The following is a 25,822-nucleotide window of genomic DNA, read 5'->3' on the forward strand; positions in this document are numbered from 1 at the left end:
CGATGCACCTCAACCGGATCCTGCTGTCGACCGCGCTCGTCGTCACCGCCCTGGTCGTGCAGGTCAGCGTGCTGGCCCGGCTCCAGTTGCCCGGCGCCGTCCCCGATCTGCTGCTGCTGACCGTCCTCGCCCTGGCCCTGGTGTACGGCCACACCGCCGGCGCCCTGATCGGCTTCGGCGCCGGACTGCTGGCCGACCTCGCACCGCCGGCCGACCACGCCGTGGGCCGCTACGCACTGGTGCTGTGCGTCATCGGCTACGCCGCCGGGCTGACCAGACCGGAGACCGGCCGGCACCGCAGTGCCACCGTCCCGATGCTGGTCGTGGCGGGCGCCGCGCTCTCCTCCACCCTGCTGTACGCGGGCGTGGGCGCACTCGTCGGGGACACCGCCGCCCGCCATGTGGGGCTGGGCGGACTGCTGACCACGGCCACCGTCTACGACCTGCTGCTCGCCCCGTTCACCGTGCCGGTGATCATGGCGCTGGCCCGTCGCGGCGAGCACGATCCGCTCGCCGAGGCGGCGGGCAGCGCGAGCGAGAGCGCCGGCGGACTCGGCGGGTACGGCGGGACGCTCGGCTCCGGCGGCCTCCTCGGCAGGACCCGCGCGAGCCGGCTGGGCGGTCGGCGGCCCCGGACTGCCGGAGCCCGCCGCGGCGGGCCGCTGGTGCGCGCACAGCGGAGCAGGGCGGAGCGGATCAAGGGGGTCAAGCGGCTGTGACACGGATCCCGGAACAGAGCACGGCACCCGGGCCGGCACCCGTCCCGGCGCCGGGGCCGGCCAGGACCGCGGTGGAGGCGTACCGGTGAGCAACATCCCCGAGACCGGGCGCACCACCCGGGTCACCATCCGGCTGGTCGCCATCCAGATCCTGGTCTTCTCCCTGGTGCTCACCCTCGGCGGGCGGCTGTGGTACCTGCAGATCCGCAACGGCGAGGAGTACGCCGAGAAGGCCGCGGGCAACCACGTCCAGCAGGTCGTCCAGCCCGCCGTGCGCGGCGCCGTCCTCGACGCCCGCGGTGTCCCGCTGGCCGACAACGAGACCCGGCTGGTGGTCTCCGCCAGTCGCACCGAGCTGATGAAGATGGACGACGGCGGCAAGGCGGTGCTCACCCGGCTCGCCGGCGTCCTGGACATGACGTACGAGGAGGTGGCCCAGAAGATCCGGCTGTGCGACGCGGAGACGCCGCAGCCCTGCTGGAACGGCTCCCCGTACCAGCCGATCCCGGTCACCGACGAGGCCACCACCCAGCAGGCACTCCAGATCCGCGAGCGCGCCGAGGACTTCCCCGGCATCACCGCCGAACCCACCGCGGTGCGCCGCTACCCGTCCCCGTACGGCGCCGGCACCTCGCAGGTCCTGGGTTACCTCTCGCCCGTCACCGACGAGGAGATCGAGCAGGCGCGGGACAGCGACTCGCCGCTGCTCAGCTTCGACCAGATCGGCCGCTCCGGACTGGAGCGCCAGTACGACGCCGCGCTGCGCGGCGACGCCGGTGTGACGCGCTACCGGGTGGACAACCTCGGCCGCGTCATCGGGGAGGCCGACAGCGACGAGGCCCGGCCCGGCTCCTCCCTGGTCACCAGCATCGACGCCCGGATCCAGGCCATCGCCGAGAAGGAACTGGCGGCGGCGATGAAGGACGCCCGCAAGGTGTACGACGACAACACCGGCGAGAACTACAAGGCGGACTCGGGCGCGGTCGTGGTGATGGAGGCGAAGACCGGCCGGGTGGTGGCGATGGCCTCCCTGCCGGACTACGACCCCAACGCCTGGGTCGGCGGCATCTCCGCCGGGGACTACGCGAAGCTGACCGGCAAGAAGTCCAACTACCCGCTGCTCAACCGGGCCATCCAGGGGCAGGCGGCACCCGGCTCGATCTTCAAGGTGATCCCGACCGCCGCCGCCGTCAAGGCGGGCTACCCCTTCGACGGGCGCTACCGGTGCTCGTCCTCGTACAGCATCGGCGGCCAGGTCTTCAAGAACTTCGAGTCGCAGGACCACGGCATGATCGACCTCGGCCGGGCGCTGGAGGTCTCCTGCGACACCGTCTACTACGCCCTCGCCCACCAGGAGTGGAAGAAGGACGGCGGCAACAAGCCCAGGAAGAACGCCAAGGACTGGTTCTACGAGACGGCCCACGAGTTCGGCCTCGGCGAACACACCGGGATCGACCTGCCCAACGAGGTCACCGGCCGGGTGCCCGACCGGAAGTGGAAGCGGGAGTACTGGGAGGCCAACAAGGACTCCTGGTGCAAGTACGGCAAGAAGGGCGGCGACTACGTCGAGCAGATCGCCTACGAGAACTGCCTGGAGGGCAACAGGCTGCGCGCCGGTGACAGCGTCAACTACTCCATCGGCCAGGGCGACACCCTGGTGACGCCCATCCAGATGGCCGTCATCTACGCGGCCCTCAGCAACGGCGGCACCATGTACGAGCCCACCGTGGGCAAGGCGGTCATCAGCCCGGACGGCGGGACCGTCGAGGAGATCAAGCCGAAGAAGCGGGGCAGGCTCCCGATGGACCGCAAGACCCTCCGGCAGACCGACAAGGCCCTCGAGGGCGTCGCCACCCGCGGCACCGCCGCCTGGCGCTTCGCCGACGCCGGCTGGCCCCAGGACAAGATCCCCATGCACGCCAAGACCGGTACGGCCGAGGTCCACGGCAAGCAGACCACCTCGTGGTTCGCCACCTACACCGACGAGTACGCCATCGTCATGACCATCTCCCAGGGCGGCACCGGCTCCGGCGCCTCCGGCCCGGCCGTGCGCAACATCTACGACGCGCTGTACGGCGTGGACGAGGAGGGGAAGGTCCGCCCGGACCGGGCGCTGCTGCCGAAGCCGCAGAAGCAGCTCCCGAAGATCAACCCGGACGGCACGATCGAGGCCCAGCGCCAGAAGGGCTTCAAGCCGTGAGCACCCACTCCTACAGCGGGCGGCCCTGGCAGGAGCGGTCGGCCTGGAGCAGACTCATGGCGCGCGACTCCGTCGTCCGCCGCCTGGACTGGACACTCCTGCTGGCCTGTGTGGCGCTGTCCGTCCTCGGCGCGTTGCTGGTGTGGTCCGCCACCCGCAACCGCACCGAGATCAACGAGGGGGACCCGCAGCACTTCCTCTGGCGCCACCTGCTCAGCCTCGGCATCGGTGTGACGCTCGCCGTGGCCACCGTCTGGCTCGGCCACCGCAGGCTGCGCGGCGCGGTCCCGGTGCTGTACGCGCTGTCGGTGCTGCTGACGCTGCTGGTGCTCACCCCGCTCGGCGCGACGATCAACGGTCAGCGCGCCTGGCTGGACCTGGGCGGCGGCCTCTCCCTCCAGCCCGCCGAGTTCGCCAAGATCACCATCATCCTGGGCATGGCGATGCTGCTGGCCGCCCGGGTGGACGCCGGCGACCGGGAGTATCCCGACCACCGCACGGTGGTGCAGGCCCTCGCCCTGGCCGCCGTCCCGATCGGGATCGTCATGCTGATGCCCGACATGGGCTCGGTGATGGTGCTGGCCGTGATCGTGCTGGGCGCGCTGCTGGCCTCGGGCGCCTCCAACCGCTGGATCCTCGGCCTGCTCGGCGCGGGCGGCCTCGGGGCGGTCCTGGTCTGGCAGCTCGGCATCCTCGACGAGTACCAGATCAACCGCTTCGCGGCCTTCGCCAACCCGGCCCTGGACCCGTCCGGCGCCGGCTACAACACCAACCAGGCCCGTATCGCCATCGGCTCGGGCGGGCTGTACGGCAAGGGCCTGTTCGAGGGCAGCCAGACCACCGGCCGGTTCGTCCCCGAGCAGCAGACCGACTTCGTCTTCACCGTCGCGGGCGAGGAGCTGGGCTTCCTCGGCGCGGGTCTGATCATCTTCCTGGTCGGCGTGGTGCTGTGGCGGGCCTGCCGCATCGCCCTGGAGACGACCGAGCTGTACGGCACGGTCGTCGCCGCCGGGATCATCGCCTGGTTCGCCTTCCAGTCCTTCGAGAACATCGGGATGACCATGGGCATCATGCCGGTGGCCGGCCTGCCGCTGCCCTTCGTCAGCTACGGCGGCACCTCGATGTTCGCGGTGTGGATCGCCATCGGGCTGCTCCAGTCGATCCGGGTGCAGCGTCCGGTCTCCGCCTGACCCGCGCACCGGTCCGCGCACCGGCCCGCCGGCGGGGACCGGCCGCCCGGCGGAACGGGTTACGCTGGATGGTCACTCCCGCCCGCCGTCGGCGCGGCGGGCGGAGACCCGGCATCCGCACCAGCACCACTCCAGCACCACTCCAGCACCACGCACCCCAGCAGCCAAGGACACCCACCCATGCCTGTCGAGTCGGTCTTCCCGCGCCTGGAGGCCCTCCTCCCGCACGTCCAGAAGCCGATCCAGTACGTCGGCGGTGAGCTGAACTCCACCGTCAAGGACTGGGACGCCTGCGATGTCCGCTGGGCGCTGATGTACCCCGACGCCTACGAGGTCGGCCTGCCCAACCAGGGCGTCATGATCCTCTACGAGGTGCTCAACGAGCGCGAGGGCGTGCTCGCCGAGCGCACCTACAGCGTCTGGCCGGACCTGGAGAAGCTCATGCGCGAGCACCGGGTCCCGCAGTTCACCGTGGACGCCCACCGCCCGGTCGGCGCCTTCGACGTGTTCGGCGTCTCCTTCTCCACCGAGCTGGGCTACACCAACCTGCTCACCGCCCTGGACCTGGCCGGCATCCCGCTGGAGGCGAAGGACCGCGACCTGGACCACCCGGTGGTCGTCGCCGGCGGCCACGCCGCCTTCAACCCCGAGCCGATCGCGGACTTCGTGGACTGCGCGGTCCTCGGCGACGGTGAGCAGGCCGTCCTGGAGATCACCGAGATCGTCCGGGCCTGGAAGTCCGAGGGCCGCCCGGACGGCCGCGACGGACTGCTGCTGCGCCTGGCGAAGACCGGCGGCGTGTACGTGCCGAAGTTCTACGACGTGGAGTACCTGGAAGACGGCCGGATCGCCCGGGTCGTCCCGAACCGCTCCGGCGTGCCGTGGCGGGTGACCAAGCACACCGTCATGGACCTCGACGAGTGGCCCTACCCCAAGCAGCCCCTGGTGCCGCTGGCCGAGACCGTCCACGAGCGGATGAGCGTGGAGATCTTCCGCGGCTGCACCCGCGGCTGCCGCTTCTGCCAGGCCGGCATGATCACCCGCCCGGTGCGGGAGCGCTCCATCACCGGCATCGGCGACATGGTCGACAAGGGTCTGAAGAACACCGGCTTCGAGGAGGTCGGCCTGCTGTCGCTGTCCTCGGCCGACCACAGCGAGATCGGCGACATCGCCAAGGGCCTGGCGGACCGCTACACCGAGGACAAGATCGGCCTGTCGCTGCCCTCCACCCGGGTGGACGCCTTCAACATCGACCTGGCCAACGAGCTGACCCGCAACGGCCGCCGCTCCGGACTGACCTTCGCCCCCGAGGGCGGCAGCGAGCGCATCCGCAAGGTCATCAACAAGATGGTCTCCGAGGACGACCTGATCCGCACCGTCGCCACCGCCTACGGCAACGGCTGGCGGCAGGTGAAGCTGTACTTCATGTGCGGCCTGCCCACCGAGACCGACGACGACGTGCTGCAGATCGCCGACATGGCCGCCAAGGTCATCTCCAAGGGCCGCGAGGTCTCCGGCGCAAACGACATCCGCTGCACCGTCTCCATCGGCGGCTTCGTGCCCAAGCCGCACACCCCCTTCCAGTGGGCCCCGCAGCTCTCCGCCGAGGAGACCGACGCCCGGCTGGAGAAGCTGCGCGAGAAGATCCGCGCCGACAAGCGGTACGGCCGCTCCATCGGCTTCCGCTACCACGACGGCAAGCCCGGCATCGTCGAGGGCCTCCTCTCCCGCGGCGACCGCCGGACCGGAGACGTCATCCGGGCCGTCTACGAGGCGGGCGGCCGCTTCGACGGCTGGCGCGAGCACTTCTCCTACGACCTGTGGATGGAGTGCGCCGGGCGCGCCCTGGCCCCGCACGGCGTGGACGTCGACTGGTACACCACGCGGGAGCGCTCCTACGAGGAGGTCCTGCCCTGGGACCACCTCGACTCCGGTCTCGACAAGGACTGGCTGTGGGAGGACTGGCAGGACGCCCTCGACGAGACCGAGGTCGAGGACTGCCGCTGGACCCCCTGCTTCGACTGCGGGGTGTGCCCGGCGATGGACACCTCCATCCAGACCGGCCCGACGGGCAAGAAGCTGCTGCCGCTGACCGTCGTCAACAACGGCTGACGCCAAGACCACGGCGGACCCCGGCCTCCGCCGCCGGTGCGCCGGTGCCCGGACGATCCGTCCGGGGGCCGGCGCACCGGCGCGTCAGCCCGTTCACCGCGGCCTGCGATGCCGGCCGCGCCCGGGGGCCAGGGGGTCGGGAGCAGGCCCCGGCGTCTCCTCCCCGGGCACCGGCTCGGCGGGCGGCCGGACGATCCTGCGGGCCTGCTCCAGATCATCCGCCACCGCGAACAGCTCCCAGGACGATCCGTTCCATCGGTCTCCTGGCGAGGGGACCACCGGCTTCAGCCGGTGGTGGGGTTGCCCCTGGCGTAGCCAAGGGGAGAATCGCTTCCGTGGCTTGTGGTACTTTCCGTTCGTCCCGAAAGGGATCGGTTCGGGCTGGACCGCAACCTTTGGGTTGGAAGCCCCCCTCCTTCAGGTGGGGGAGCGGAGTCACTTCGCCTTCCTCATCGACCAGGCGGAAGCGCTGGGCACGGGGTGCGGCGAGCTGCGCGACGAACCGGAGGGGACGTGGCGCCCGCTGGCGGAGTAGCCGACGGGTTGGGGTGTGACCGAGGTACGCGCCAAAGGGGCAGCGATATGATCTTGAAACCCTGAGGGCTCGGCCCCCACATTTCAGAGGGACACGCGCGCTGTTCCGCCAGCGGCGGAACAGCGCCGGGCCGGGCTCGACGATCATTACAGTCCAGACTCATGACGGCGATCACGACGCGTACGGTCGAGTACCCGGCGGACGGTTTGACGATGATCGGGCACCTCGCGCTCCCGGCCGGTGTCGACCGCCGGCCCGCGGTGTTGCTCGGACCAGAGGGCATGGGGCTCAGCGACGTCGAGCGTCGCCGGGCCGATGCTCTCGCCGAGCTGGGATATGTAGCGCTGGCCTTCGACCTTCACGGCGGGCGCTATTTGGGCGACCCCGAGGAGATGTTGGCCCGTTGCATGCCGCTGCTCGCTGATCCCGACCGGATGCGGGGCATCGGTCATGCGGCGCTCGACGTGTTGCGCACCGAATCGCGGACCGACCCCGACCGAATCGCCGCCGTCGGCTACGGCACCGGGGGTGCCATCGCGCTGGAACTCGGGCGCGGCGGCGTCAACCTGCGCGCGATCGGGACAGTCAACGCACTGACCACGGGGCGACCGGGCGAGACGGCGCGCATTCGCTGCCCGGTGTGGGCCGGGGTCGGGTCGGAAGACCCGATCATGCCGCCCGCGCAACGGAACGCGTTCACCGCCGAGATGCAGGCCGCGGGCGTCGACTGGCGCCTCGCGGTCTACGGCGGCGCCTTGCACGCCTTTCATCACCCGCCGGTCGACCACCCCACGGTCCCCGGCGTCGGCTACCACCCGCAGCACGCGCGGCGAGCCTGGCGCGACGTCGTCGACCTGCTCGCCGAGTGCCTGCCCGTGACGGAGGATCTGGGGGCATGACCCGGGCAAACAGCCTTGCGCCAGGAGGCGAAGAACTCCGTCGTCGCCCACTTCTGCGGCGGGATCCGCAGGCCGACCCCCCCACGATGCCGTGGCTGGTCGAACGGGTCGACGGGCGACTCGACGGCCGCTCCGAAAGGCCGCAGGATCTCGCCCGCACACCGCTGCTCCAGGAAGGCGAAGAAGCCGTCGATCCGGACCATCGTCTGCCGGATGGTCCTGTGCGCCCGCTTGCCGGGGCCGGCGAAGTAGCGGTCGACCTGTAGGGAGCGGCCACGGGCCCTGCCCCGGCAGGGGGCCGACCGGTGGATCCCGTTGGCCCGGGGCGGAGACGCGCTGCCACACTGCGGTCATGCCGGAACTGATCGTTCCCACCGTCCGCGTCCACGCGTCCTTCGTGGCCGCCATAGGGGAGTTCGAGGCGGAGGGCCGCGGGGCCGCGGACGACAACTCGATCCTGGGCCAGGACATCCGCCGGTACGGCGGCCGCTGGGACGCCCCGGAGGTCTTCGCCCGGTACGTCGCCGCCGTCCGGGCCGACGCCGAGGAGGACGGCCCGCGGCCGGCGGGCCACGTCCCGTGCACCACCCGGTGGTGGGCCGACGGCGACACCTACCTCGGCCGCATCGCCATCCGCCACCGGCTCACCACCTTCCTGCTGGACTACGGCGGGCACATCGGCTATGACGTGCGTCCCTCCGTCCGCCGCCGCGGCCACGCCACCGCCATGCTGCGCGCGGCACTGCCGGTGGCCCGCGCCCTGGGCATCGAGAAGGCCCTCATCACCTGCGACGACACCAACGAGGCCTCCCGGCGGGTCATCGAGGCGTGCGGCGGTGTCTTCGAGGACAGACGGGGGAAGAAACTGCGGTACTGGGTCGCCACGGGGCCGGTCCGGGACCGCCCGGGGGTGGCCGGGACCACCGGCGAGTAGGCTGGTGGGAGGTACGGGCCGCACCGGGCCCCGCACCGGTGGGGACGGCCCGGCCGCCAGTGTTCGACCGAGGTGCGCTCGGCGCGTCACCCCGCAGCAAGGAGAAGATTCTGGGCAAGCGACAGCCCGAAGGCCCGCCGCCCGCACCCGTGGCGCAGCGCATCCGTCTGCGCTACACCAAACGCGGCCGCCTCCGGTTCACCAGCCACCGCGACTTCCAGCGCGCCTTCGAGCGGGCACTGCGCCGGGCCGAGGTGCCCATGGCCTACTCCGCGGGCTTCACCCCGCATCCCAAGGTCTCGTACGCGAACGCGGCACCGACCGGTACGGGCAGTGAGGCCGAGTACCTGGAGATCGCCCTCACCGAGCGGCGTGATCCCGAGGTCCTGCGGAGGCAGCTCGACGACTCGCTGCCCGACGGGCTCGACGTCGTCGACGCGGTGGAGGCCCGCACCGCCGGTTTCGCCGACCGGCTCACGGCCTCCCGCTGGGAGCTGCGGCTGGACGGCGTGGAGCCGCGGGAGGCGGAGAAGGCCGTGGCGGTCTTCCTCGCCGCCGAGTCGGTCGAGGTCCGGCGGCAGACCAAGAAGGGCATCCGCACATTCGACACACGCGCCGCGGTGGCCGCGCTGGAGGCCGTACCCGCCGGGTCCGATAGGCCCGGGGACGGTCCCTGTGCGATACTGCGGCTGGTGGTACGGCACCTGACACCTGCCGTACGACCCGACGACGTCCTGTCCGGCCTCCGAGCTACGGCCGACCTGGCGCCGCCGGTCCCCGCAGCGGTGACCAGGCTGGCGCAGGGGCCGCTCGATGAGGAGACCGGCACGGTGACCGATCCGTTCGCGCCCGACCGCGACGCAACCCTCGTCGCGACGGCGCCGGACGGCACCGCGTAAGGCCGACGCCGCCGCGCCGCCGATGTACGAGGTACCAGGGAGCCACCCGGGTCCGGCCATCAGGCAGGCGCACCGACCAGCAGACTTTCGCCGTGACCGGGCCGGAGGGCACGGACACGGCGAGCGAGACAACAGCTCCTGTGCGGCGCCCGCGCCCCGGACGGCGGCCCGCGCACCTCATGTGCGGCCCGGCCGGACCGAGGCCCGGCGCCCGGGAGCGTGACGGGAGAACCGCCCGCATGCGCGAACCCACGGAATCCACGGAAATCGCTGAAACCACGGAAACGACCGCGGAGAACACCGCGGAGAACACCGCGGAGAACACCGAGGCGAACAACGGCACGCCCAGCGACACCCTGCCGCCGCGCCGCCGTCGCCGGGCCGTGTCCCGTCCGGCCGGACCGCCCGCGGTCAGCACCTCCGAGCCGGAGATCGTCGCCCCGACCGTCGCCCAGGGCGAGCAGGGCGACCGGAGCGAGCAGGCCGGGGCACCCGTCGCGGCCGCCGGGAGCGAGCAGCCCGCCGAGGAGGCGAAGCCCGCCCGTACGCGGCGGCGTGCGACGCGCCGGGTGTCGGCTCCGGCGGGGGCGCCGGAGGGTGCCGCGGAGGCCGCCGCTGTGGTGCCGGCCGCGGAGCCGGTGGCGGAGGTGCCGCCGGGGGCCGCCGGGAGTGAGCAGCCCGCCGAGGAGGCGAAGCCGGCCCGTACGCGGCGGCGTGCGACGCGCCGGGTGTCGGCTCCGGAAGGTGCCGCGGAGCCGGTGGCGGAGGTGCCGGCGGAGGCCGCTGTGAGTGAGCAGCCCGCCGAGGAGGCGAAGCCCGCCCGTACACGGCGCCGCAGTCGGAAGGCCGTCGAGCCGGAGCCCGCCGGGCCCGAGGCCGCCGGGCCCGCCGAACCCGCGGAATCCGCCGCCGAGGCCGCCACGGAGAGCACCAGGGCCGATGCCGGGCAGCCGGCCGCCGAGTCCGGGAGCTCGCGCCGCCGGGCGAAGAGGCCGCCGGTGGCGGTCTTCCAGCCGCCCGTCTTCGCCGAGCCGGTTTTCCAGACCCCCGAGACGGCGGCTGCGGCGGCCGCGGCCGGGGAGCCGGACGAGGACGAGGACGAACTCGAGGCCGGGTACGACGGGGAGTCCGAGGACACCGGGGCGGCGGAGGAGCCGGAGCGGGCCGAGTCCGCCCCGGCGCGCCGCCGTCGCCGTCGCCGCCGCACCGGCGACGTCGCCGGTGAGGAGGGCGCCGAGGACACCGGGACCGTCCAGGACACCGGCGGCACCGCCGACGCCGGTGAGGACGAAGAGGAGACCGAAGGCCGGACCGGAGAGGCCGACGAGTCCGAGGAGCGGCCCTCGCGCCGCCGCCGGCGCGGTGGCCGCCGCCGTCGCCGCGGCGGGGACGGCGAGAGCTCCGAGGAGGCCCGGGAGGACGGCGACACCGGGGATGACGACGAGGAGGCCGACAGCGCCGCCGACGCCGGCCGGGAGCAGGCCGGCGAGGAGAGCGACGCGGAGGAGTCCGGGTCCGCCTCCAGCAGCAGCTCGCGCCGTCGCCGCCGCCGTCGCCGCCGCGGCGGGGACACCGAGCCGGTGGCCGCGGAGGCCGCCCCCGACGACCCGGAGCGCACGGTCGTCAAGGTCCGTGAGCCGCGGAAGCGGAGGGACGAGCCGTCCGAGAGCTCGGACGGCGTGCAGTCCATCAAGGGCTCCACCCGGCTGGAGGCCAAGAAGCAGCGCCGCCGCGAGGGCCGCGAGCAGGGCCGCCGCCGGGTCCCGATCATCACCGAGGCCGAGTTCCTCGCCCGCCGCGAGTCCGTCGAGCGGGTGATGGTCGTCCGCCAGAGCGGTGAGCGCACCCAGATCGGCGTGCTGGAGGACGACGTCCTCGTCGAGCACTTCGTCAACAAGGAGCAGGCCACCAGCTACGTCGGCAACGTCTACCTGGGCAAGGTCCAGAACGTGCTGCCGTCGATGGAGGCCGCCTTCGTCGACATCGGCAAGGGGCGCAACGCCGTCCTGTACGCCGGTGAGGTGAACTTCGAGTCCCTGGGCATGTCCGGCGGGCCGCGCCGGATCGAGAGCGCGCTCAAGTCCGGCCAGTCCGTCCTGGTCCAGGTGACCAAGGACCCGATCGGCCACAAGGGCGCCCGGCTGACCAGCCAGGTCTCCCTCCCCGGCCGTTACCTGGTCTATGTGCCCGAGGGCTCGATGACCGGCATCAGCCGCAAGCTCCCGGACACCGAGCGGGCCCGGCTGAAGCAGATCCTCAAGCGCATCGTCCCCGAGAACGCGGGCGTCATCGTCCGCACCGCCGCCGAGGGCGCCAGCGAGGACGAGCTGCGCCGCGACGTCGAGCGGCTCCAGGCGCAGTGGGAGGACATCCAGCAGAAGGCCCGCAAGGGCAACGCGCCGACGCTGCTCTACGGCGAGCCGGACATGACCGTCCGGGTCGTCCGCGACATCTTCAACGAGGACTTCTCCAAGGTCATCGTCAGCGGCGACCAGGCCTGGGAGACGATCCACGGGTACGTCGCGCACGTCGCGCCCGACCTGGCCGACCGGCTCCAGCGCTGGACCGGCGAGACCGACGTCTTCGCCACCTACCGGATCGACGAGCAGCTGATGAAGGCGCTGGACCGCAAGGTCTGGCTGCCGTCCGGCGGCTCGCTGGTGATCGACCGGACCGAGGCGATGGTCGTCATCGACGTCAACACCGGCAAGTTCACCGGGCAGGGCGGCAACCTGGAGGAGACGGTCACCAGGAACAACCTGGAGGCGGCCGAGGAGATCGTGCGCCAGCTCCGGCTGCGCGACCTCGGCGGCATCATCGTGATCGACTTCATCGACATGGTGCTGGAGTCCAACCGAGACCTGGTGATGCGGCGCCTGCTGGAGTGCCTGGGCCGGGACCGCACCAAGCACCAGGTGGCCGAGGTCACCTCGCTGGGACTGGTCCAGATGACCCGCAAGCGGGTCGGCCAGGGGCTGCTGGAGTCCTTCTCCGAGACCTGCGTCCACTGCAACGGACGCGGTGTCGTCGTCCACATGGACCAGGTGCAGGTCCAGGGCGGCGGTGGCGGAAAGCGCCGGAAGAAGGGCAAGGGCGCACAGCAGTCCGAGCCCGACTCCGCGCCCGTGACGTTCCCGGCCGCCGGGGAGCCGGCGGCCGAGGCGCCCGCGGAGGCGCCGGAGGCCCCCGCCGCCGGGCGCCCGGCCGCGGAGCCGGCGGAGAGGGCGGAGGCCACCGGGCCCGTGGCACTGCCGGAGCCGGAGTTCGTCCCGGACGAGGAGCTGTACAGCAGCGTCGCCGAGGCCGAGGAGGCCGCCCGGCGCGGTCGCCGGCGGCGGCGCACGGCGCGGAAGGCGTCGGCTCCGGCGGGTCCGCCGAAGGCGGTTGCCGAGACGGAGGAGGCGGCCGAGGCCGCGGTGACGGTGGTTCCGGCCGTCCCTGAGCCCGTCACCGAGGCCGCTCCCGAGCCCGCCCCCGAGGCCGCCGTCGAGGCCGCCCCAGCGGTGGAGACGGACGAGAGCGCGGAGGAGCCGCGGCCGCGCACCCGGCGGCGTGCGACGCGGAAGGCGTCGGCTCCGGCGGGTCCGCCGAAGGCGGTTGCCGAGACGGAGGCGGCGGTCGAGGCCGCGGTGACGGTGGTTCCGGCCGCCGAGGAGACCGCCCCCGAGCCCGCCGCCGAGCCCGCCGCCGCAGGTGCGGCGGAAGCGGGGGACGAGCCGTCCGGAGAGCCCGGGCCTCCGGCCCGCCCCCGTCGCCGGGTGGTGCGCCGGGCGGTCGCTCCGGCGGGCTCCCCGCAGGATGCGGAGATCGTCACCGAGTCCGCCGCCGTCTCCCCGGAACCGGCCGCCGAGCAGGAGGGCGCCGACGTGCCGGAGGCGGAGCCGGCGAAGAAGACGGCCCGCAAGACGGCCAAGAAGACCGCCGCCAAGTCCACCGCCAAGAAGTCGGCGGCGCGGAAGACCGCCACCAAGGCCACGGCCAAGACCGCCACCAAGGCCACCACCAAGGCCGCCGCGAAGAAGACCACCGCGAAGAAGGCGGCGGCCAAGAAGTCCACCGCCAAGAAGTCGGCGGCGCGGAAGACCGCGGCGGCCGAGCAGCAGAGCCCGCCGTCCGTCTCGGCCCCGGCCGAGGACTGACCGGGGAGCCGGTACCGGACCGGTCGCTCCGGCCCCGGGCGCCGCACGGCGCCCGGGGCCCGGTTTGACCCCTCCGCACCGGGCCCCGTAACCTTGACCGTCGGCGTGTCGGTGGACACGCCGCGCTCCTGAGCAACTCCCTCCACGCGCTCCGCGAGGTGTCGCGGACGAGCGCGAGGAGAGGCCGCTCAGTCCCACCGGACCGGTACGGGCCCCAGGGCCCGGCGGGCGGCTGGCATCAGGGGTTCCATCCACGAGCGAGAGAGAGTTCCGCGTGTACGCGATCGTGCGCACCGGTGGCCGCCAGCAGAAGGTGTCCGTCGGAGACGTGATTGAGGTTGACCGTATCCCCACCAGCAAGGTCGGCGACAGCGTCGAGCTCTCGACCCTGCTCATCGTCGACGGCGACGCTGTCACCAGTGACCCCTGGGTCCTGGCCGGTGTCAAGGCCCACGCCGAGGTGGTGGACCACCACAAGGGTGCCAAGATCGACATCCTGAAGTACAAGAACAAGACCGGGTACCGCAAGCGGATCGGTCACCGTCAGCTGCACACCGCACTGAAGATCACCGGCATCGACGCCCCGGCCAAGAAGTAAGGGACTGAGAAGACATGGCACACAAGAAGGGCGCATCGTCCACCCGGAACGGTCGCGACTCCAATGCCCAGCGGCTCGGCGTGAAGCGCTTCGGCGGCCAGGTCGTCAACGCGGGTGAGATCCTGGTCCGCCAGCGCGGCACCCACTTCCACCCGGGCACCGGTGTGGGCCGCGGCGGCGACGACACGCTGTTCGCGCTGGCCGCCGGCGCGGTGCAGTTCGGCACCGCCCGTGGCCGCAAGGTCGTGAACATCGTCCCGGTCGCCCGGTAACACCGGCCCGGCACGTCCCGCACCACCTTCCGAGGGCGGACCGCCTTCCGCCGTACGCGCACCGCGCGGACGGCGGGGAAGCGGTTCCGCCCTCGGCGCGTTGTACGAACACGGGGCATGGACGCGCCGCGACGGGCCCGCGCCCGCCCGGCCGTCCGCCACCGTCAGCACATCACCGCACACCAGCCTGGAGGCATCCGTCATGACCACCTTCGTGGACCGCGTCGAGCTCCACATCGCCGCGGGTAACGGAGGCCACGGCTGCGCCTCCGTGCACCGGGAGAAGTTCAAGCCGCTGGGCGGCCCGGACGGCGGCAACGGCGGCCGGGGCGGCGACGTGGTCCTCGTCGTCGACCAGTCCGTGACCACACTGCTGGACTACCACCACACCCCGCACCGCCGGGCGGGCAACGGAAAGCCCGGCGAGGGCGGCAACCGGTCCGGCTCCGACGGCGGCGACCTGGTGCTGCCCGTCCCCGACGGCACCGTCGTCCTCGACAGGCGGGGCGAGGTGCTGGCCGACCTGGTCGGCCAGGGCACCACCTTCGTCGCCGGCCGCGGCGGCCGCGGCGGCCTGGGCAACGCGGCACTGGCCTCGGCCCGCCGCAAGGCGCCGGGCTTCGCGCTGCTGGGCGAGCCGGGGGAGACCCGGGACATCGTCCTGGAGCTGAAGACGGTGGCGGACGTGGCGCTGGTCGGCTACCCCTCGGCGGGCAAGTCGTCCCTGATCTCCGTCCTCTCCGCGGCCAAGCCGAAGATCGCCGACTATCCCTTCACCACCCTGGTGCCCAACCTGGGCGTGGTGACGGCCGGGGAGACCGTCTACACCATCGCCGACGTCCCCGGCCTGATCCCCGGCGCCAGCCAGGGCAAGGGGCTGGGCCTGGAGTTCCTGCGCCATGTCGAGCGCTGCTCGGTCCTGGTGCACGTACTGGACTGCGCGACGCTGGAGTCCGACCGCGACCCGGTCACCGACCTCGACGTCATCGAGGCCGAACTGGCGCAGTACGGCGGGCTGGACGACCGGCCGCGGATCGTGGTGCTCAACAAGCTGGACGTCCCCGACGGGCAGGACCTCGCCGACATCATCCGGCCCGACCTTCAGGCCCGCGGCCACCGGGTCTTCGAGGTATCGGCGGTGAGCCGCAAGGGACTGAAGGAACTGTCCTACGCGCTGGCGGGGATCGTCGCGGAGGCGCGCGCCGCCCGGCCGCAGGAGGAGGCGACCCGCATTGTCATCCGCCCGAAGGCCGTGGACGACGCGGGCTTCACCGTCACGAAGGAGACCGACGGCCTGTACCGGGTGCGCGGCGAGAAGCCGGAGCGCTGGGTCCGCCAGACCGACTTCAGCAACGACGAGGCCGTGGGCTACCTCGCCGACCGGCTCAACCGCCTCGGTGTCGAGGAGGAGCTGATGAAGGCGGGCGCCCGCGAGGGTGACGGGGTCGCCATCGGCTCCGAGGACGACGCGGTCGTCTTCGACTGGGAGCCCACGGTCATGGCCGGCGCGGAGATGCTCGGCCGCCGCGGCGAGGACCACCGTATGGACACCCTCCGCCCGGCCGCCCAGCGCCGCCGCGACCGCGATGCGGAGCGCGACGAGGCGGCACAGGCGTACGAGGGCTTCGACCCCTTCGCGTGACATGACCCTACGCCCGTCTGTCCTGTCCATTCCCGGTTGGACGGGTGCGGGGCGGGAAAGGCCCGAAGGGGGGCCGCGCCTCTCTTGGCGCGGCCCCCCTTCGGGCTGCCGTGGTGTATGAGGGAGACGCTCAGTCCTCTTGTTCGGCCGTTTTCAGCATCTGGTCCACCACACGCTCCGATGCGTGTCCGTCGTCCAGGTCGCAGAAGAGGCTCTGAAACCGTTCGTAGCGCTCCTGGTATTCCTCCATGACCTGGTCGATGTCTCTGATTGCGGTGACCAGCTCCTCCGATGTGCGGATCAGAGGGCCGGGCGCATCCTGCTCGAAGTCGAAGTAGAACCCACGCAGAGTGTCCCGGTAGTGCTCCAGGTCGTAGGTGAAGAAAAGCATGGGACGCTTCAGATGGGCGTAGTCAAACATCACCGAGGAGTAGTCGGTGATCATGAGGTCTGCCGCTAGGTACAGGTCGACGATGTCCGGGTACTCCGAGACATCCCATACGAACCCGTTCCCGGCTCCGGGAACGGCGTCCACCACATTCGAATGGCGCCGGACGAGCAGTACGTGATCGTCGCCGAGTCGGCGACGCGCGTCCTCCAGGTCCAGGCGCAGGCTGAACTGGAAGTGGCCGCGGCGATGGGACAGATCGTCCCGCCAGGTCGGCGCATACAGTACGACCTTCTTGCCGGAAGGTATACCCAGGCTTTCCCTGACCTCCTTCGCCCGGACCTCCGCGTCTGATGCGTACAGGTAGTCGTTGCGAGGATATCCCGTCTCCACGATCGGCCCGCTGAACCCCATGGCTCGCTTCAGGATGGGAGTGCTGAACCGGTTGGAGGAGACCAGCATGCTCCAGTTCTTCGCCTCTTCCCGGAGCTGGTCGTGGTAGTCGGGGTTGAATTTCGGGACTTCGATGTCCAGACCTATTTTCTTCAACATCGTGCCGTGCCAGGTCTGTACGATCACTTGGCCCTCACGGCGTTCCAGCCAGTGCGGGAGGTGGGCGTTGGTGACGATGTACCGGCAGCGTGCCAGTGCCTCGTACCACTCGGTGCCCCACATCCGGACCCTCTTCACCGTGGACGGCAGCTCCACCTGTCCGTCCCTGACCAGCCACAGGTGCTCCACGTCCAGTCCCCGCCGGAGGATCTCCTCGTGGATGGCGCGAGGGCTGTCCGAGTACTGCTTGCCGTTGTAGCTGATGTACAGCACGGAGTCGCGCAGCGGCTTACGACGTCCGGCCTCGTAGACCTCGCGCCGGAGTTGGTGCTGGCGGTACGGGCCCTGCTCCAGCAGGCCGAGTTCCGACAGGCAGTGCAACTGCGGAAAGTCGTGCCAGCGCGCCTCCAGGGCGTACTGACGTTCGCGGTGCTCGCCCTCCACCGGGAACTGGGGAATGGCCAGCCGGTCGATGACGAAGGGCACGTCCGCCGAGCCGTCTGCGGGAGCGTTCACGGGACGGAGGAAGAAGTTCCAGCGGCCGGTCTTCAGCGGGAGCGAGTTCTTCGGACCGGACATGGCGCTGGGATCGAAGTCGGCTTCGAAGGAGCCGTCCTCCCCCTGGCGCACGGCCACGGTCTTCTCCTCGAAGCGGTCACGGGCCCGGATCACCAGGACCGGCTCGGACAGCTCCAGGGGGACACGCCCGGACAGGAAGATCCGCCCGTCCTGCCAGCGGGCATCGGTGATCTTCGCCTGGACTGGACGGCCGCACAGCTTGAGGTAGCCGTTGTACCCGGCGAGCAGGGCGAGCTCGTTGCGGTCCGCGTACTCCCCCAGCGAGGCCGGAAGCCTGATCTGCCCGTCGGCGAGCCCTTCGCGGACCACTGTGGAGAAGCGGCGCTCTTCCCCCTGGTTGCTGGTGGCCACCAGTTCCGTGCTCCACAGGCGTTTCGCCGACCGTGCGCGCTCGGCGGAACCCGGGTCGGAGTCCTCGTCGGGCTCGTTGTGGTGCCAGGGCAGGAGGGCGACATCGAGGAGCGGCACACGGACCTGGAAGGAAGTACGTCCGCCAGTGGGCGTTCCCAGGGCGACGGGGTAGGCGTGCTGCTCACCGCTCTTGCGGTTGGTGACACGAAGCACCACCGTCTCCGAGGCGGACAGCGGCTCGCGTATCTCGCCCTCGACGAGGACGTGCTCGCCATCCGAGCGGTGGTTCGTGATCAGTGCCCGGACCTTCTCGATGCGGAGCTTCAGAGAGCCCTTCTCAATGGTCGGCAGGAGCCGGAACTCACTGTTCAGCCACTGGTACGGCGGATGGTTGGCACGGCCCGCGCCACTCGCGTGGACGGAGCGCTTGCGAAACAGTCCGGAGGAGGCCATACCGATGCCGACGTGCCAGGTGGCCTCCTCCCATTGCTTGCCCCTACGCAGCTTGGCGGGGTCCAGCAGCAGTTCCCATCCGGCCCAGTCGTAGTTGTACTGCTTCTGGCCCGAGAACGTGGTGCACTCGGGGCGGTGGATGCTACGGACCGGAATGACCACGCGATGCCGGCTTCCGTCCTTCTTGAGCTGAAGGGCCTTGATCGCGCTGCGCTTTGTCGGCTGGTCGATGCGGTCGATCCAGGCGTGTCCCAGCAGCCGGAGCTTGCCGCTTTCCCAGGAGAGGTCCTGCAGGGGGGCTTTCAGCCCGAGGTCGGTGTCGATTCTCAGCGCCCGCTTGGGGACACCGGCCCGCTGCACCTCCACCCCGGAGAAGCGCGCGTACTTGCGGAGCAGGCCGCGCAACTCGACACGGTCACCGCGCCGCTCGGCGGCCATCATCTCCAGCAATTCGTCCATGGCGTGCTTGCGGACCAGCAACCACTTCACCCGCGCAGTGGTGGGCAGCCCCATGACGACCTCAGGGTCCACGGCATCCAGGTACCGGTTGACGACCTTGAGGAACTCGTCTCGGAACGCCTGGTCGCCCCGCGGCAGCACATTGATGAAGATGCGCAGGTCACCGGTCAGAACGGAGCGGTCGTACTCACGCTTGAGGTCGGAGTAGTCCGGCCGGGAGGCGAGGAAGCGGCTGACGGACTCCACAGCCGCAGCCCGGTCGCGCACGGCCTTGGGCTCGGTGCGTCGCTGTGTGATGGACGGTGCGGACTCCCCCTCGCGCAGCCGCCAGTAGTACGTGGGCTCGCTGATCACGTCCACCGATTCGGCGAGGACGTGGGCCGGGATGATGACCGGGACGTCCTCGTAGAGCACGCCTTCGGGAAAGGACAGCTCGTGGCGCTCCCAGAAGGAGCGCCGGAAGACCTTGTTGCAGGCGATGCGATCGGTGAGCAGCTTCCGGTAGTGCTGTACATGGGTGCGCTTGCGGGCTCCGCTCGCCAGGATCCGGTGCATCGGAGACTGCCACACCTTGGTGGACTTGATGTGCTGCACGTTCCCGGTGGCGAAGTCGGATCCGGTCTCGTCGAGGCTGGCCACCATCAGCCGGTAGGCGTCCGGCGGGATCAAGTCGTCACTGTCGACGAAGGCCAGGAACTCCGATTCCGGAGAGACGTTCTCGATCCCCGTGTTACGGGCGGCCCCCAGCCCGGCGTTCTCCTTGCGCACGAGTTTGAAGCGCTGGTCGCGGGCAGCGTACTCGGCCGCGACGGCGGCCGAGCCGTCCGGCGAGCCGTCGTCCACCATCACGACCTCGATGTCCCGCAGGGTCTGTTTGGCCAGTGAGTCGAGACAGGCCGGAAGATACTCCTCCACGTTGTAGATGGGGACGATGATGCTGAGCCGCGGAGCCATGTGCGCGGTTTTCCTTTCGGTTCAGACTGCCCCGACCGACGCGGCAGCCTGCTCGGGGGTAGGTGCCGGGCAGCGCTCGCTCAGGGGAACGACGGGGGGGAGATCGGCGAGGTCCTCGCTGAGGAAGATGCTGCGGACCAACCGCTCCGCTGCGCGACCGTCGTCGAAGTCGCAGAAGCGCCTTCGGAATTCGGCGCGGAGCTTGGCGGACGCCTCGTCCTTCCAGGCGCCCGAGGTCAGGACCTCGGCCAGTTCGTCCTGGTCGGCGGCCACCGCGCCGGGGGGCTCGTTGAGCAGGTCGAAGTAGGTGCCGCGGACCGTTCGGTAGATCTCCCAGTCGGGGGCGTAGATCACGATCGGGCGGTCCAGGTTGGCGTAGTCGAACATCGCCGAGGAGTAGTCGGTCACCAGGGCGTCCGCGGCCAGGTAGAGCTTCTCCACCACGGGATGCGACGAGACGTCGACGATCCGGCCGCCGGCCCGGAGAGCGGCCAGTTCCGGCGAGGAGTCGTAGAAGTAGTGGCCGCGGACCAGCAGTGTGGTGTCCGGGCCCAGCTGCCCGGCGAACCGGGCCAGATCCAGGCGCGGTACGAAGGCCGACTCGTACTCGCGGTGGGTGGGGGTGTAGAGGAGGGCGGTGGTGCCGTCGGCTATGCCGAGCTCCCGCCGGGCGGCCAGGACATCTTCCGCGGTGGCGTTGAGCAGGACGTCGTTGCGCGGGTAGCCGGTCTCCAAAGTGGTGTAGGAGCAGGGGTAGACGCGCTCCCAGACAGCCGTGGAGTGGCGGTTGGAGGAGAGGCTGTAGTCCCAGCGGTCGCAGCGCTCCAGCAGCTTCTTGAAGTCCATGCCGTGCGCGGAGCCGGGGTAGTCGCGCTGGTCCAGGCCCATCGACTTCAGCGGTGTGCCGTGGTGGGTCTGGATGTGTACCGACCCCTCGCGCTTCACCACGGCGTCGGCGAAGTTGACGTTGTTCACCAGGTAACCGGCGCGGGCCATGGCCGTCCAGTACTCGTGGGACCCCAGCCGGACCGTCTCGACACCGCTGGGTATTCGGTGCCGCTCCTCGGGCCGGACCACCCACACCCGGCGGATGTGCGGGGCCAGCCGGGCCAGTTCGGCGTCGATCGCCGCGGGGTTGCACGCGTAGCTGCGGCTCCAGTAGGCGGAGAAGACAGCCAGGTTTTCGTCCAGCGGCAGCCTCAGCTGGGTGCGGTAGTGGGTGCCCATGAGCCGGCGCTTGGTCAGCTGGACCTGCCTGCGGCCGCTTCTGCGCAGCGCCGTCCGGGCCCTGCTCACAACCTTGGCGCCGGCCAGTGCCGGATGGGCGCCGAGGTCGAGCAGATGGTACTTCCGGCCGCGCGGACCACCGGGCCGGACGAAGCCCGCGGGCTTCCGGAGGCGGTAGTCGGCGGAGGCCCTGCGGACGAATTCGGCCCGGCTGTCCTGCGGGAGCCGGTCGGGGCGGTCCAGCACGGTGATGTAGTGGTCGGCCATCTTCCGGAACAGCGGCGGCCGCCAGCGGTCGAGCTCGGGGTGCTCGTCCAGGTACCGGAAGACCCGCTCGTACTGGTCGAAGACGTCGAAGTGCTTACGGCTGCGGGTGCGCAGGATGTTGCCGCCCTGCCGACGCTGCCGGTAGTACACGCACACCCGGTCCAGTACCGCGATCCGGCGGGCCGTGATGAGTGTGCAGAAGGTCCAGGGGGCGTCCTCGTAGTAGCCCGGGGGGAACTCGAAGCCGTGCTCCTCGACGAAGTCGCGCCGGTACGCCTTGTTCCAGACTATCTGGAGCAGATCGAGCAGTTCGGGGCGCTGGTCCAGCGAGAAGCTCGTGGGTTCCGCCTGCTGCAGCATGTGGGCCAGCTGGTTGCGCACGACCCGGCCGTCCCAGTAGGTGCGCGCGTAGTCGTAGACGAGGACATCGGGATCGTGCGTGTCCGCCAGCCGTGCGGCGACGGCGGACAGGGAACCGGGAGCCAGGGTGTCGTCGCTGTCGAGGAACAGCACGTAGTCGCCGCGGGCTTCCCGCAGCCCCGCGTTGCGCGCACGCCCCAGACCCACGTTCTCCGGCAGGTGGAGGACTCGGACCCGGCTGTCCTGGGCTGCGTAGCGATCGAGGATGGCGCCGGAGTCGTCGGGGGAGCAGTCGTCGACCGCCACGATCTCGAAGTCGTCGAAGTCCTGCGCCAGGACCGAGTCCAGGCATGCCCCCAGGTATCCCTGCACCTTGTAAGCGGGCACGACAAGCGTGAAGCGCGGCAAAATTTCCCCTTTTGAGCAGAACTGCACCTTCGGGTGGTGTCGACGGTGAACTGCCGACAAACCCGGACGGCCCCTGAAGATGAACAGTTGTCATGTGTTATTCGATTGTGATGTCAAGGTCGCCTGGACGGTGTCGCCAGGACTCCCGGGGCACGGCGTGTCATGATATCCCGCCGCGCTCGCCCGCCTCCCGGGCTGTGCCCCGGCTCACTGCCGGTATCGTGCATGGGGCATTCAGCCGTCCGTCCGGCACCGTGTATCGGTCCCCCGGCGGGAGGCCCTGGCGGAGAACTGGGAAGAGACGCGCATGACGTGGATGGTGACGGGCGGAGCCGGCTACATCGGGGCTCACGTCGTACGGGCGATGGTGGCTGACGGGCAGTCGGTCGTGGTGTACGACGACCTCTCGACGGGGGACGCCACCCGGGTGCCGGAGGGCGTCTCCCTGGTGGTCGGCGATGTCCTGGACCGGCAGAAGCTCGACACGGTCATCCGGGAGCACGGGGTGACGGGTGTGATCCACATCGCCGCGAAGAAGCAGGTCCCGGAGTCCGTCGCCCGTCCCCTCCACTACTACCGGCAGAACGTGACCGGCCTTCGGACCCTGCTGGAGGCCGCGGCGGAGGCGGGTGTGCGCCGCTTCGTCTTCTCCTCCTCCGCCGCCGTCTACGGCATGCCGGACGTCGACCTGGTGACCGAGGACACTCCGTGCGTACCGCTCAGCCCCTACGGGGAGACCAAGCTGGTCGGGGAGTGGATGGTGCGGGCGGCCGGGCAGGCGCACGGTATCGGCAACGTGTCGCTGCGCTACTTCAACGTGGCCGGCGCCGGCGCCCCCGAACTGGGGGACACGGGCGTGTTCAATCTCATCCCCATGGTCTTCGAGAGGCTGGAGAAGGGGGAGCGGCCCCGGATCTTCGGGGACGACTACCCGACCCCGGACGGCACCTGCGTACGGGACTTCATCCACGTCCAGGACATCGCCTCCGCCCACCTCGCGGCCGCCCGTCGGCTGGTGGAGGAGGACGGTGCCGCCACCCCCGTGTCGCTGGTCCTCAACATCGGCCGCAGTGAGGGAATCTCGGTCAGGGAGATGGTCGAGCGGGTGTGCAAGGCGACCGGCCACGAGCAGTTGCGGCCGGAGGTGCTCGGCCGGCGCCCCGGGGACCCCGCGCGGGTGGTCGCGGCGGCCGACCGGATTCGCGCGGAACTCGGCTGGTCGGCCCGCTACGGTGCCGAGGAGATGATCGAGTCCGCCTGGGCGGGCTGGCGGGCCCGCCACCCGTAGCGGGGAATGCCCGGAGCGCGCGACGGCCGCCCGGCGCCGAGCAGCCGGGAGAACCCCGGACTCCTCCACTTTGTGAGCGGACGACGGTCAGGTGGTGACGGGATCCGGTCCGTCGACCGGGCTGCCGCTGGTGGTGCCGTCCAGTTCCGGCCCTTCGGGGGCGTCGGCGGCCGCGTGCTGCCCCGGAGCCTGCTCGGCCCGCCGGGCCATCCGCTCGCGGCGCCGGTCGGCCTCGGCGCACAGCGCCGCGGTCGCCTGCCGGAAGCGGACGACCGACGGCGGTTCGGCCGGGCCCAGTAGGTACTCCTTCAGCTCCGTCCGGGCCCGGACCAGGGTGTCCCGGTCCGGGTCGCGTACCGAGGCCAGCAGGTCGGGAACGCCCGAGGCGTCGGGTGTGAGGATCGCCGCCGCCCGTACGGTCGGGAAGACGGCCCGGAACTCCTCCTCCGGCAGTCCGCTGGTGTTGGCGACCGCGTACGGCTTCTCGCCGGCCAGGTAGTCCGAGATCACGCTGGAGACATCGCTGACCAGCAGATGCGCCTGGTTGAAGCAGGAGTAGAGGGCGGGCCGCGGGCCGGTGACGACCTGGTGCTCCCACTCGGGGAGGGAGGCCCAGTAGGCCTCCTCCCAGGCGGCTGTCGCGGCGGCCACCCGCGCCGCCTGCTCGTCCTCCGGGGCCGACTGGTGCAGCATCCGCTCCACCTCGTCCGCGGAACGCCGGAACGCCGCGGTGGTCAGCCCGTCCAGTTCGGCGGTACGGCGCTCCAGTTCGGCGGCCGCCTCCGGGCCGGGGCGCGGGCCGGAGCGGGCGGCGTTGGCCTCGGTGATCAGCCGCCGGATGCGCTCGTCGGCGCGGGCGGCGCGCGGATCCACCGAACCGGTCATCGGGTGCGGTTTGTACAGCAGCCGCACCTTCGGGTCCGCGAGCAGCGCGCGGACGATGTTCTCACCCGCCAGGACGATCGAGGTGTTGCCCGGGTCCTCGGTCCAGCCCTCCCAGGTGGGGGCGTACAGCACGGTGGTGAGACCGTCCGGGGCGGGCGGTCCGGCGTACGGGCGGATCGGCGCGAGCTGGGGGCGGCCGATCTCGAACACGTCCCGGTCGTCGACGCCGATGTCGGCGAGCCGGTAGCGCTCCCGGGCGGCCGGGCCCGCCACCCACACCTCGTCGTACGCCTTGGCGTAGGGATTGCAACTGGAGAGCTTGTCGCTCTCGCCGTGGTTGACGAAAGCGTGCTTGATCGTCGGAATGCGCAGCACCTGTGAGGTCTTGCCGGAGTTCGACGGATGCAGCATCACCTTCAGCGACGAGTGCTCCAGCCGCATCAGGTGGGCGACCTTCGGGATGCACACGATGGGCAGGTCGGTGGCGTCGAGTCGCTGGACCATGAACCGCTCGCGGAGCACGATCAGCGGGTTGCCGTCCAGTGCCGCCAGTGGTGCCAGCCACATGTTCGCCTGGTACGCGGACGAGGCACCGCCGGAGAAGTACATCGCCACGGTCGGCCGGTACCGTGCCAGCCAGTCCTCCAACCAGGCCAGGGCCTGCTCGTCGCCGACCGGACGTCGCTTCGGCAGCAGCCAGCGGGCCAGATGCACCGTGCCGCCCAGGTACAGGAGCAGGGAGGCGCTTATGCCGACGGCGCCCCAGCGGGCGTCCGCGGTCGCCACGGTGGTCAGCAGGCACACCGTCGCGGGCAGGGAGAAGACCAGCAGCCGACGGCTGGGCTGCCGGGCCAGTATGCGCGGTGGCGCGGGGGACAGCCGCAGCGCGGAGGCGTCGATGTTGCGGGTGAGGAACGGCAGGGTGCGGGTGCGCCGCACCAGCAGCGCGACCAGCTGGCACCCGAAGTGCGCCGCGTAGCAGCTGAGCAGCGCGAGGGAGAGCAGCCGCTCAGCGGTCGGTTCCACGCCGGGGACCCGGACCAGCGCCACGACGAGGAGCATGTCGCGGAGCAGCTGACGGGCGGTGACGTCGAAGCGGAGCCTGCGCAGCCATGAAAGAGCCTGCGGCTGGGCGCGGACGAGGTACAGCTCGGTCGCCGCCCCCACCGTCCAGCCGACGGCCAGCGGCGCGGCGTGGGGGAGCAGAGCACCGGCGAACTGGACGAGGAACGCCGCCAGCAGCACACCCCACGCCGCTGCGACCCGGACGGAGGAGGGCACGGCCGAGGAGGGCTGCCCGGCCGTCGGGGGCCGCCGGCCCAGACGTCGCAGCATGGCGAATCCTCCCCGGAGTGGCGCAGTGCGGAAGAAACTCACTGCGGTGAACGAGCCAGACCTCATGCGGGTCACGATATGGGACACCTGCCGGGGAGCCCGGCGGGAAACGGGCTCCCCGGCCCTCCGGGTGCCCGGAACCACATCGGCCGACTCGCCCTGGTTCCTCCCGGGGGG

Annotated in this window: 17 protein-coding genes; 13 read left to right on the top strand and 4 right to left on the bottom strand. The window is 71.2% G+C overall.

Translation table 11 applies throughout. The features are described from left to right. Positions 1 to 2 precede the first annotated feature (2 nt). The 4 genes from mreD to CUT44_RS28660 all read left to right on the top strand — a co-directional run bounded on the left by mreD (position 3) and on the right by CUT44_RS28660 (position 6,221). A complete protein-coding gene (mreD, locus tag CUT44_RS28645; RefSeq protein WP_100205257.1) occupies positions 3 to 719 on the top strand; it encodes a rod shape-determining protein MreD in 717 nt (238 codons plus the stop codon). 85 nt (positions 720 to 804) lie between these two features. Then, a complete protein-coding gene (gene mrdA, locus CUT44_RS28650; protein ID WP_100204857.1) occupies positions 805 to 2,919 on the top strand; it encodes a penicillin-binding protein 2 in 2,115 nt (704 codons plus the stop codon). 56 nt (positions 2,920 to 2,975) lie between these two features. Further along, entirely contained in the window at positions 2,976 to 4,109 is a 1,134-nt protein-coding gene (rodA, locus tag CUT44_RS28655; RefSeq protein WP_199185900.1) for a rod shape-determining protein RodA, read from the top strand. 180 nt (positions 4,110 to 4,289) lie between these two features. Further along, entirely contained in the window at positions 4,290 to 6,221 is a 1,932-nt protein-coding gene (locus tag CUT44_RS28660) for a TIGR03960 family B12-binding radical SAM protein (protein WP_100204859.1), read from the top strand. 93 nt (positions 6,222 to 6,314) lie between these two features. On the opposite strand, the gene CUT44_RS34335 is transcribed toward CUT44_RS28660, so the two are convergent. Further along, positions 6,315 to 6,593, bottom strand: coding sequence for a DUF6087 family protein (locus CUT44_RS34335; protein WP_332888301.1), 279 nt, complete (start codon positions 6,591 to 6,593; stop codon positions 6,315 to 6,317). 324 nt (positions 6,594 to 6,917) lie between these two features. Here CUT44_RS34335 and CUT44_RS28670 point away from each other — a divergent pair, with 324 nt between their 5' ends. The 8 genes from CUT44_RS28670 (at position 6,918) to obgE (ending at position 16,139) form a co-directional block, all read left to right on the top strand. Further along, complete coding sequence (locus CUT44_RS28670; protein ID WP_100204861.1) at positions 6,918 to 7,655, top strand: dienelactone hydrolase family protein; 738 nt, start codon at positions 6,918 to 6,920, stop codon at positions 7,653 to 7,655. Between the two features lie 86 nt (positions 7,656 to 7,741). Beyond that, positions 7,742 to 7,921 (top strand): hypothetical protein, encoded by a 180-nt coding sequence (locus CUT44_RS34760; RefSeq protein WP_146252316.1) that lies wholly within the window; start codon positions 7,742 to 7,744, stop codon positions 7,919 to 7,921. A gap of 86 nt (positions 7,922 to 8,007) precedes the next feature. After that, the gene (locus CUT44_RS28675) at positions 8,008 to 8,589 is read left to right on the top strand and encodes a GNAT family N-acetyltransferase (protein ID WP_100204862.1); all 582 of its coding nucleotides are present in this window, start codon (positions 8,008 to 8,010) and stop codon (positions 8,587 to 8,589) included. Between the two features lie 110 nt (positions 8,590 to 8,699). Beyond that, on the top strand, positions 8,700 to 9,488 hold the full coding sequence (locus CUT44_RS28680; protein WP_408646821.1) for a TIGR03936 family radical SAM-associated protein: 789 nt from the start codon (positions 8,700 to 8,702) through the stop codon (positions 9,486 to 9,488). Positions 9,489 to 9,580: 92 nt separating this feature from the next. Continuing rightward, positions 9,581 to 13,627: an Rne/Rng family ribonuclease gene (locus tag CUT44_RS28685; RefSeq protein ID WP_456300520.1), complete on the top strand. Its 4,047-nt coding sequence runs from the start codon at positions 9,581 to 9,583 to the stop codon at positions 13,625 to 13,627. A gap of 274 nt (positions 13,628 to 13,901) precedes the next feature. Then, a complete protein-coding gene (rplU, locus tag CUT44_RS28690; protein ID WP_100204864.1) occupies positions 13,902 to 14,225 on the top strand; it encodes a 50S ribosomal protein L21 in 324 nt (107 codons plus the stop codon). Positions 14,226 to 14,239: 14 nt separating this feature from the next. Further along, positions 14,240 to 14,497, top strand: coding sequence for a 50S ribosomal protein L27 (rpmA, locus tag CUT44_RS28695; RefSeq protein ID WP_100204865.1), 258 nt, complete (start codon positions 14,240 to 14,242; stop codon positions 14,495 to 14,497). 202 nt (positions 14,498 to 14,699) lie between these two features. Next, positions 14,700 to 16,139: a GTPase ObgE gene (gene obgE / locus CUT44_RS28700; protein ID WP_100204866.1), complete on the top strand. Its 1,440-nt coding sequence runs from the start codon at positions 14,700 to 14,702 to the stop codon at positions 16,137 to 16,139. Between the two features lie 130 nt (positions 16,140 to 16,269). On the opposite strand, the gene CUT44_RS28705 is transcribed toward obgE, so the two are convergent. Next, complete coding sequence (locus CUT44_RS28705; protein ID WP_100204867.1) at positions 16,270 to 19,875, bottom strand: bifunctional glycosyltransferase/CDP-glycerol:glycerophosphate glycerophosphotransferase; 3,606 nt, start codon at positions 19,873 to 19,875, stop codon at positions 16,270 to 16,272. A 21-nt stretch (positions 19,876 to 19,896) separates the two neighbouring features. After that, the gene (locus CUT44_RS28710) at positions 19,897 to 22,137 is read right to left on the bottom strand and encodes a bifunctional glycosyltransferase/CDP-glycerol:glycerophosphate glycerophosphotransferase (protein WP_100204868.1); all 2,241 of its coding nucleotides are present in this window, start codon (positions 22,135 to 22,137) and stop codon (positions 19,897 to 19,899) included. Between the two features lie 307 nt (positions 22,138 to 22,444). On the opposite strand from CUT44_RS28710, the gene galE reads away from it, so the two are divergent. Then, the gene (galE, locus tag CUT44_RS28715) at positions 22,445 to 23,425 is read left to right on the top strand and encodes a UDP-glucose 4-epimerase GalE (protein ID WP_100204869.1); all 981 of its coding nucleotides are present in this window, start codon (positions 22,445 to 22,447) and stop codon (positions 23,423 to 23,425) included. Between the two features lie 87 nt (positions 23,426 to 23,512). On the opposite strand, the gene CUT44_RS28720 is transcribed toward galE, so the two are convergent. After that, positions 23,513 to 25,645 carry a hypothetical protein gene (locus CUT44_RS28720; protein ID WP_100204870.1) on the bottom strand — a complete coding sequence of 711 codons (2,133 nt, stop codon included), beginning with the start codon at positions 25,643 to 25,645 and terminating at the stop codon, positions 23,513 to 23,515. Positions 25,646 to 25,822 lie beyond the last annotated feature (177 nt).

The sequence above is a fragment of the Streptomyces carminius genome (assembly GCF_002794255.1).
Lineage (GTDB): Bacteria > Actinomycetota > Actinomycetes > Streptomycetales > Streptomycetaceae > Streptomyces > Streptomyces carminius.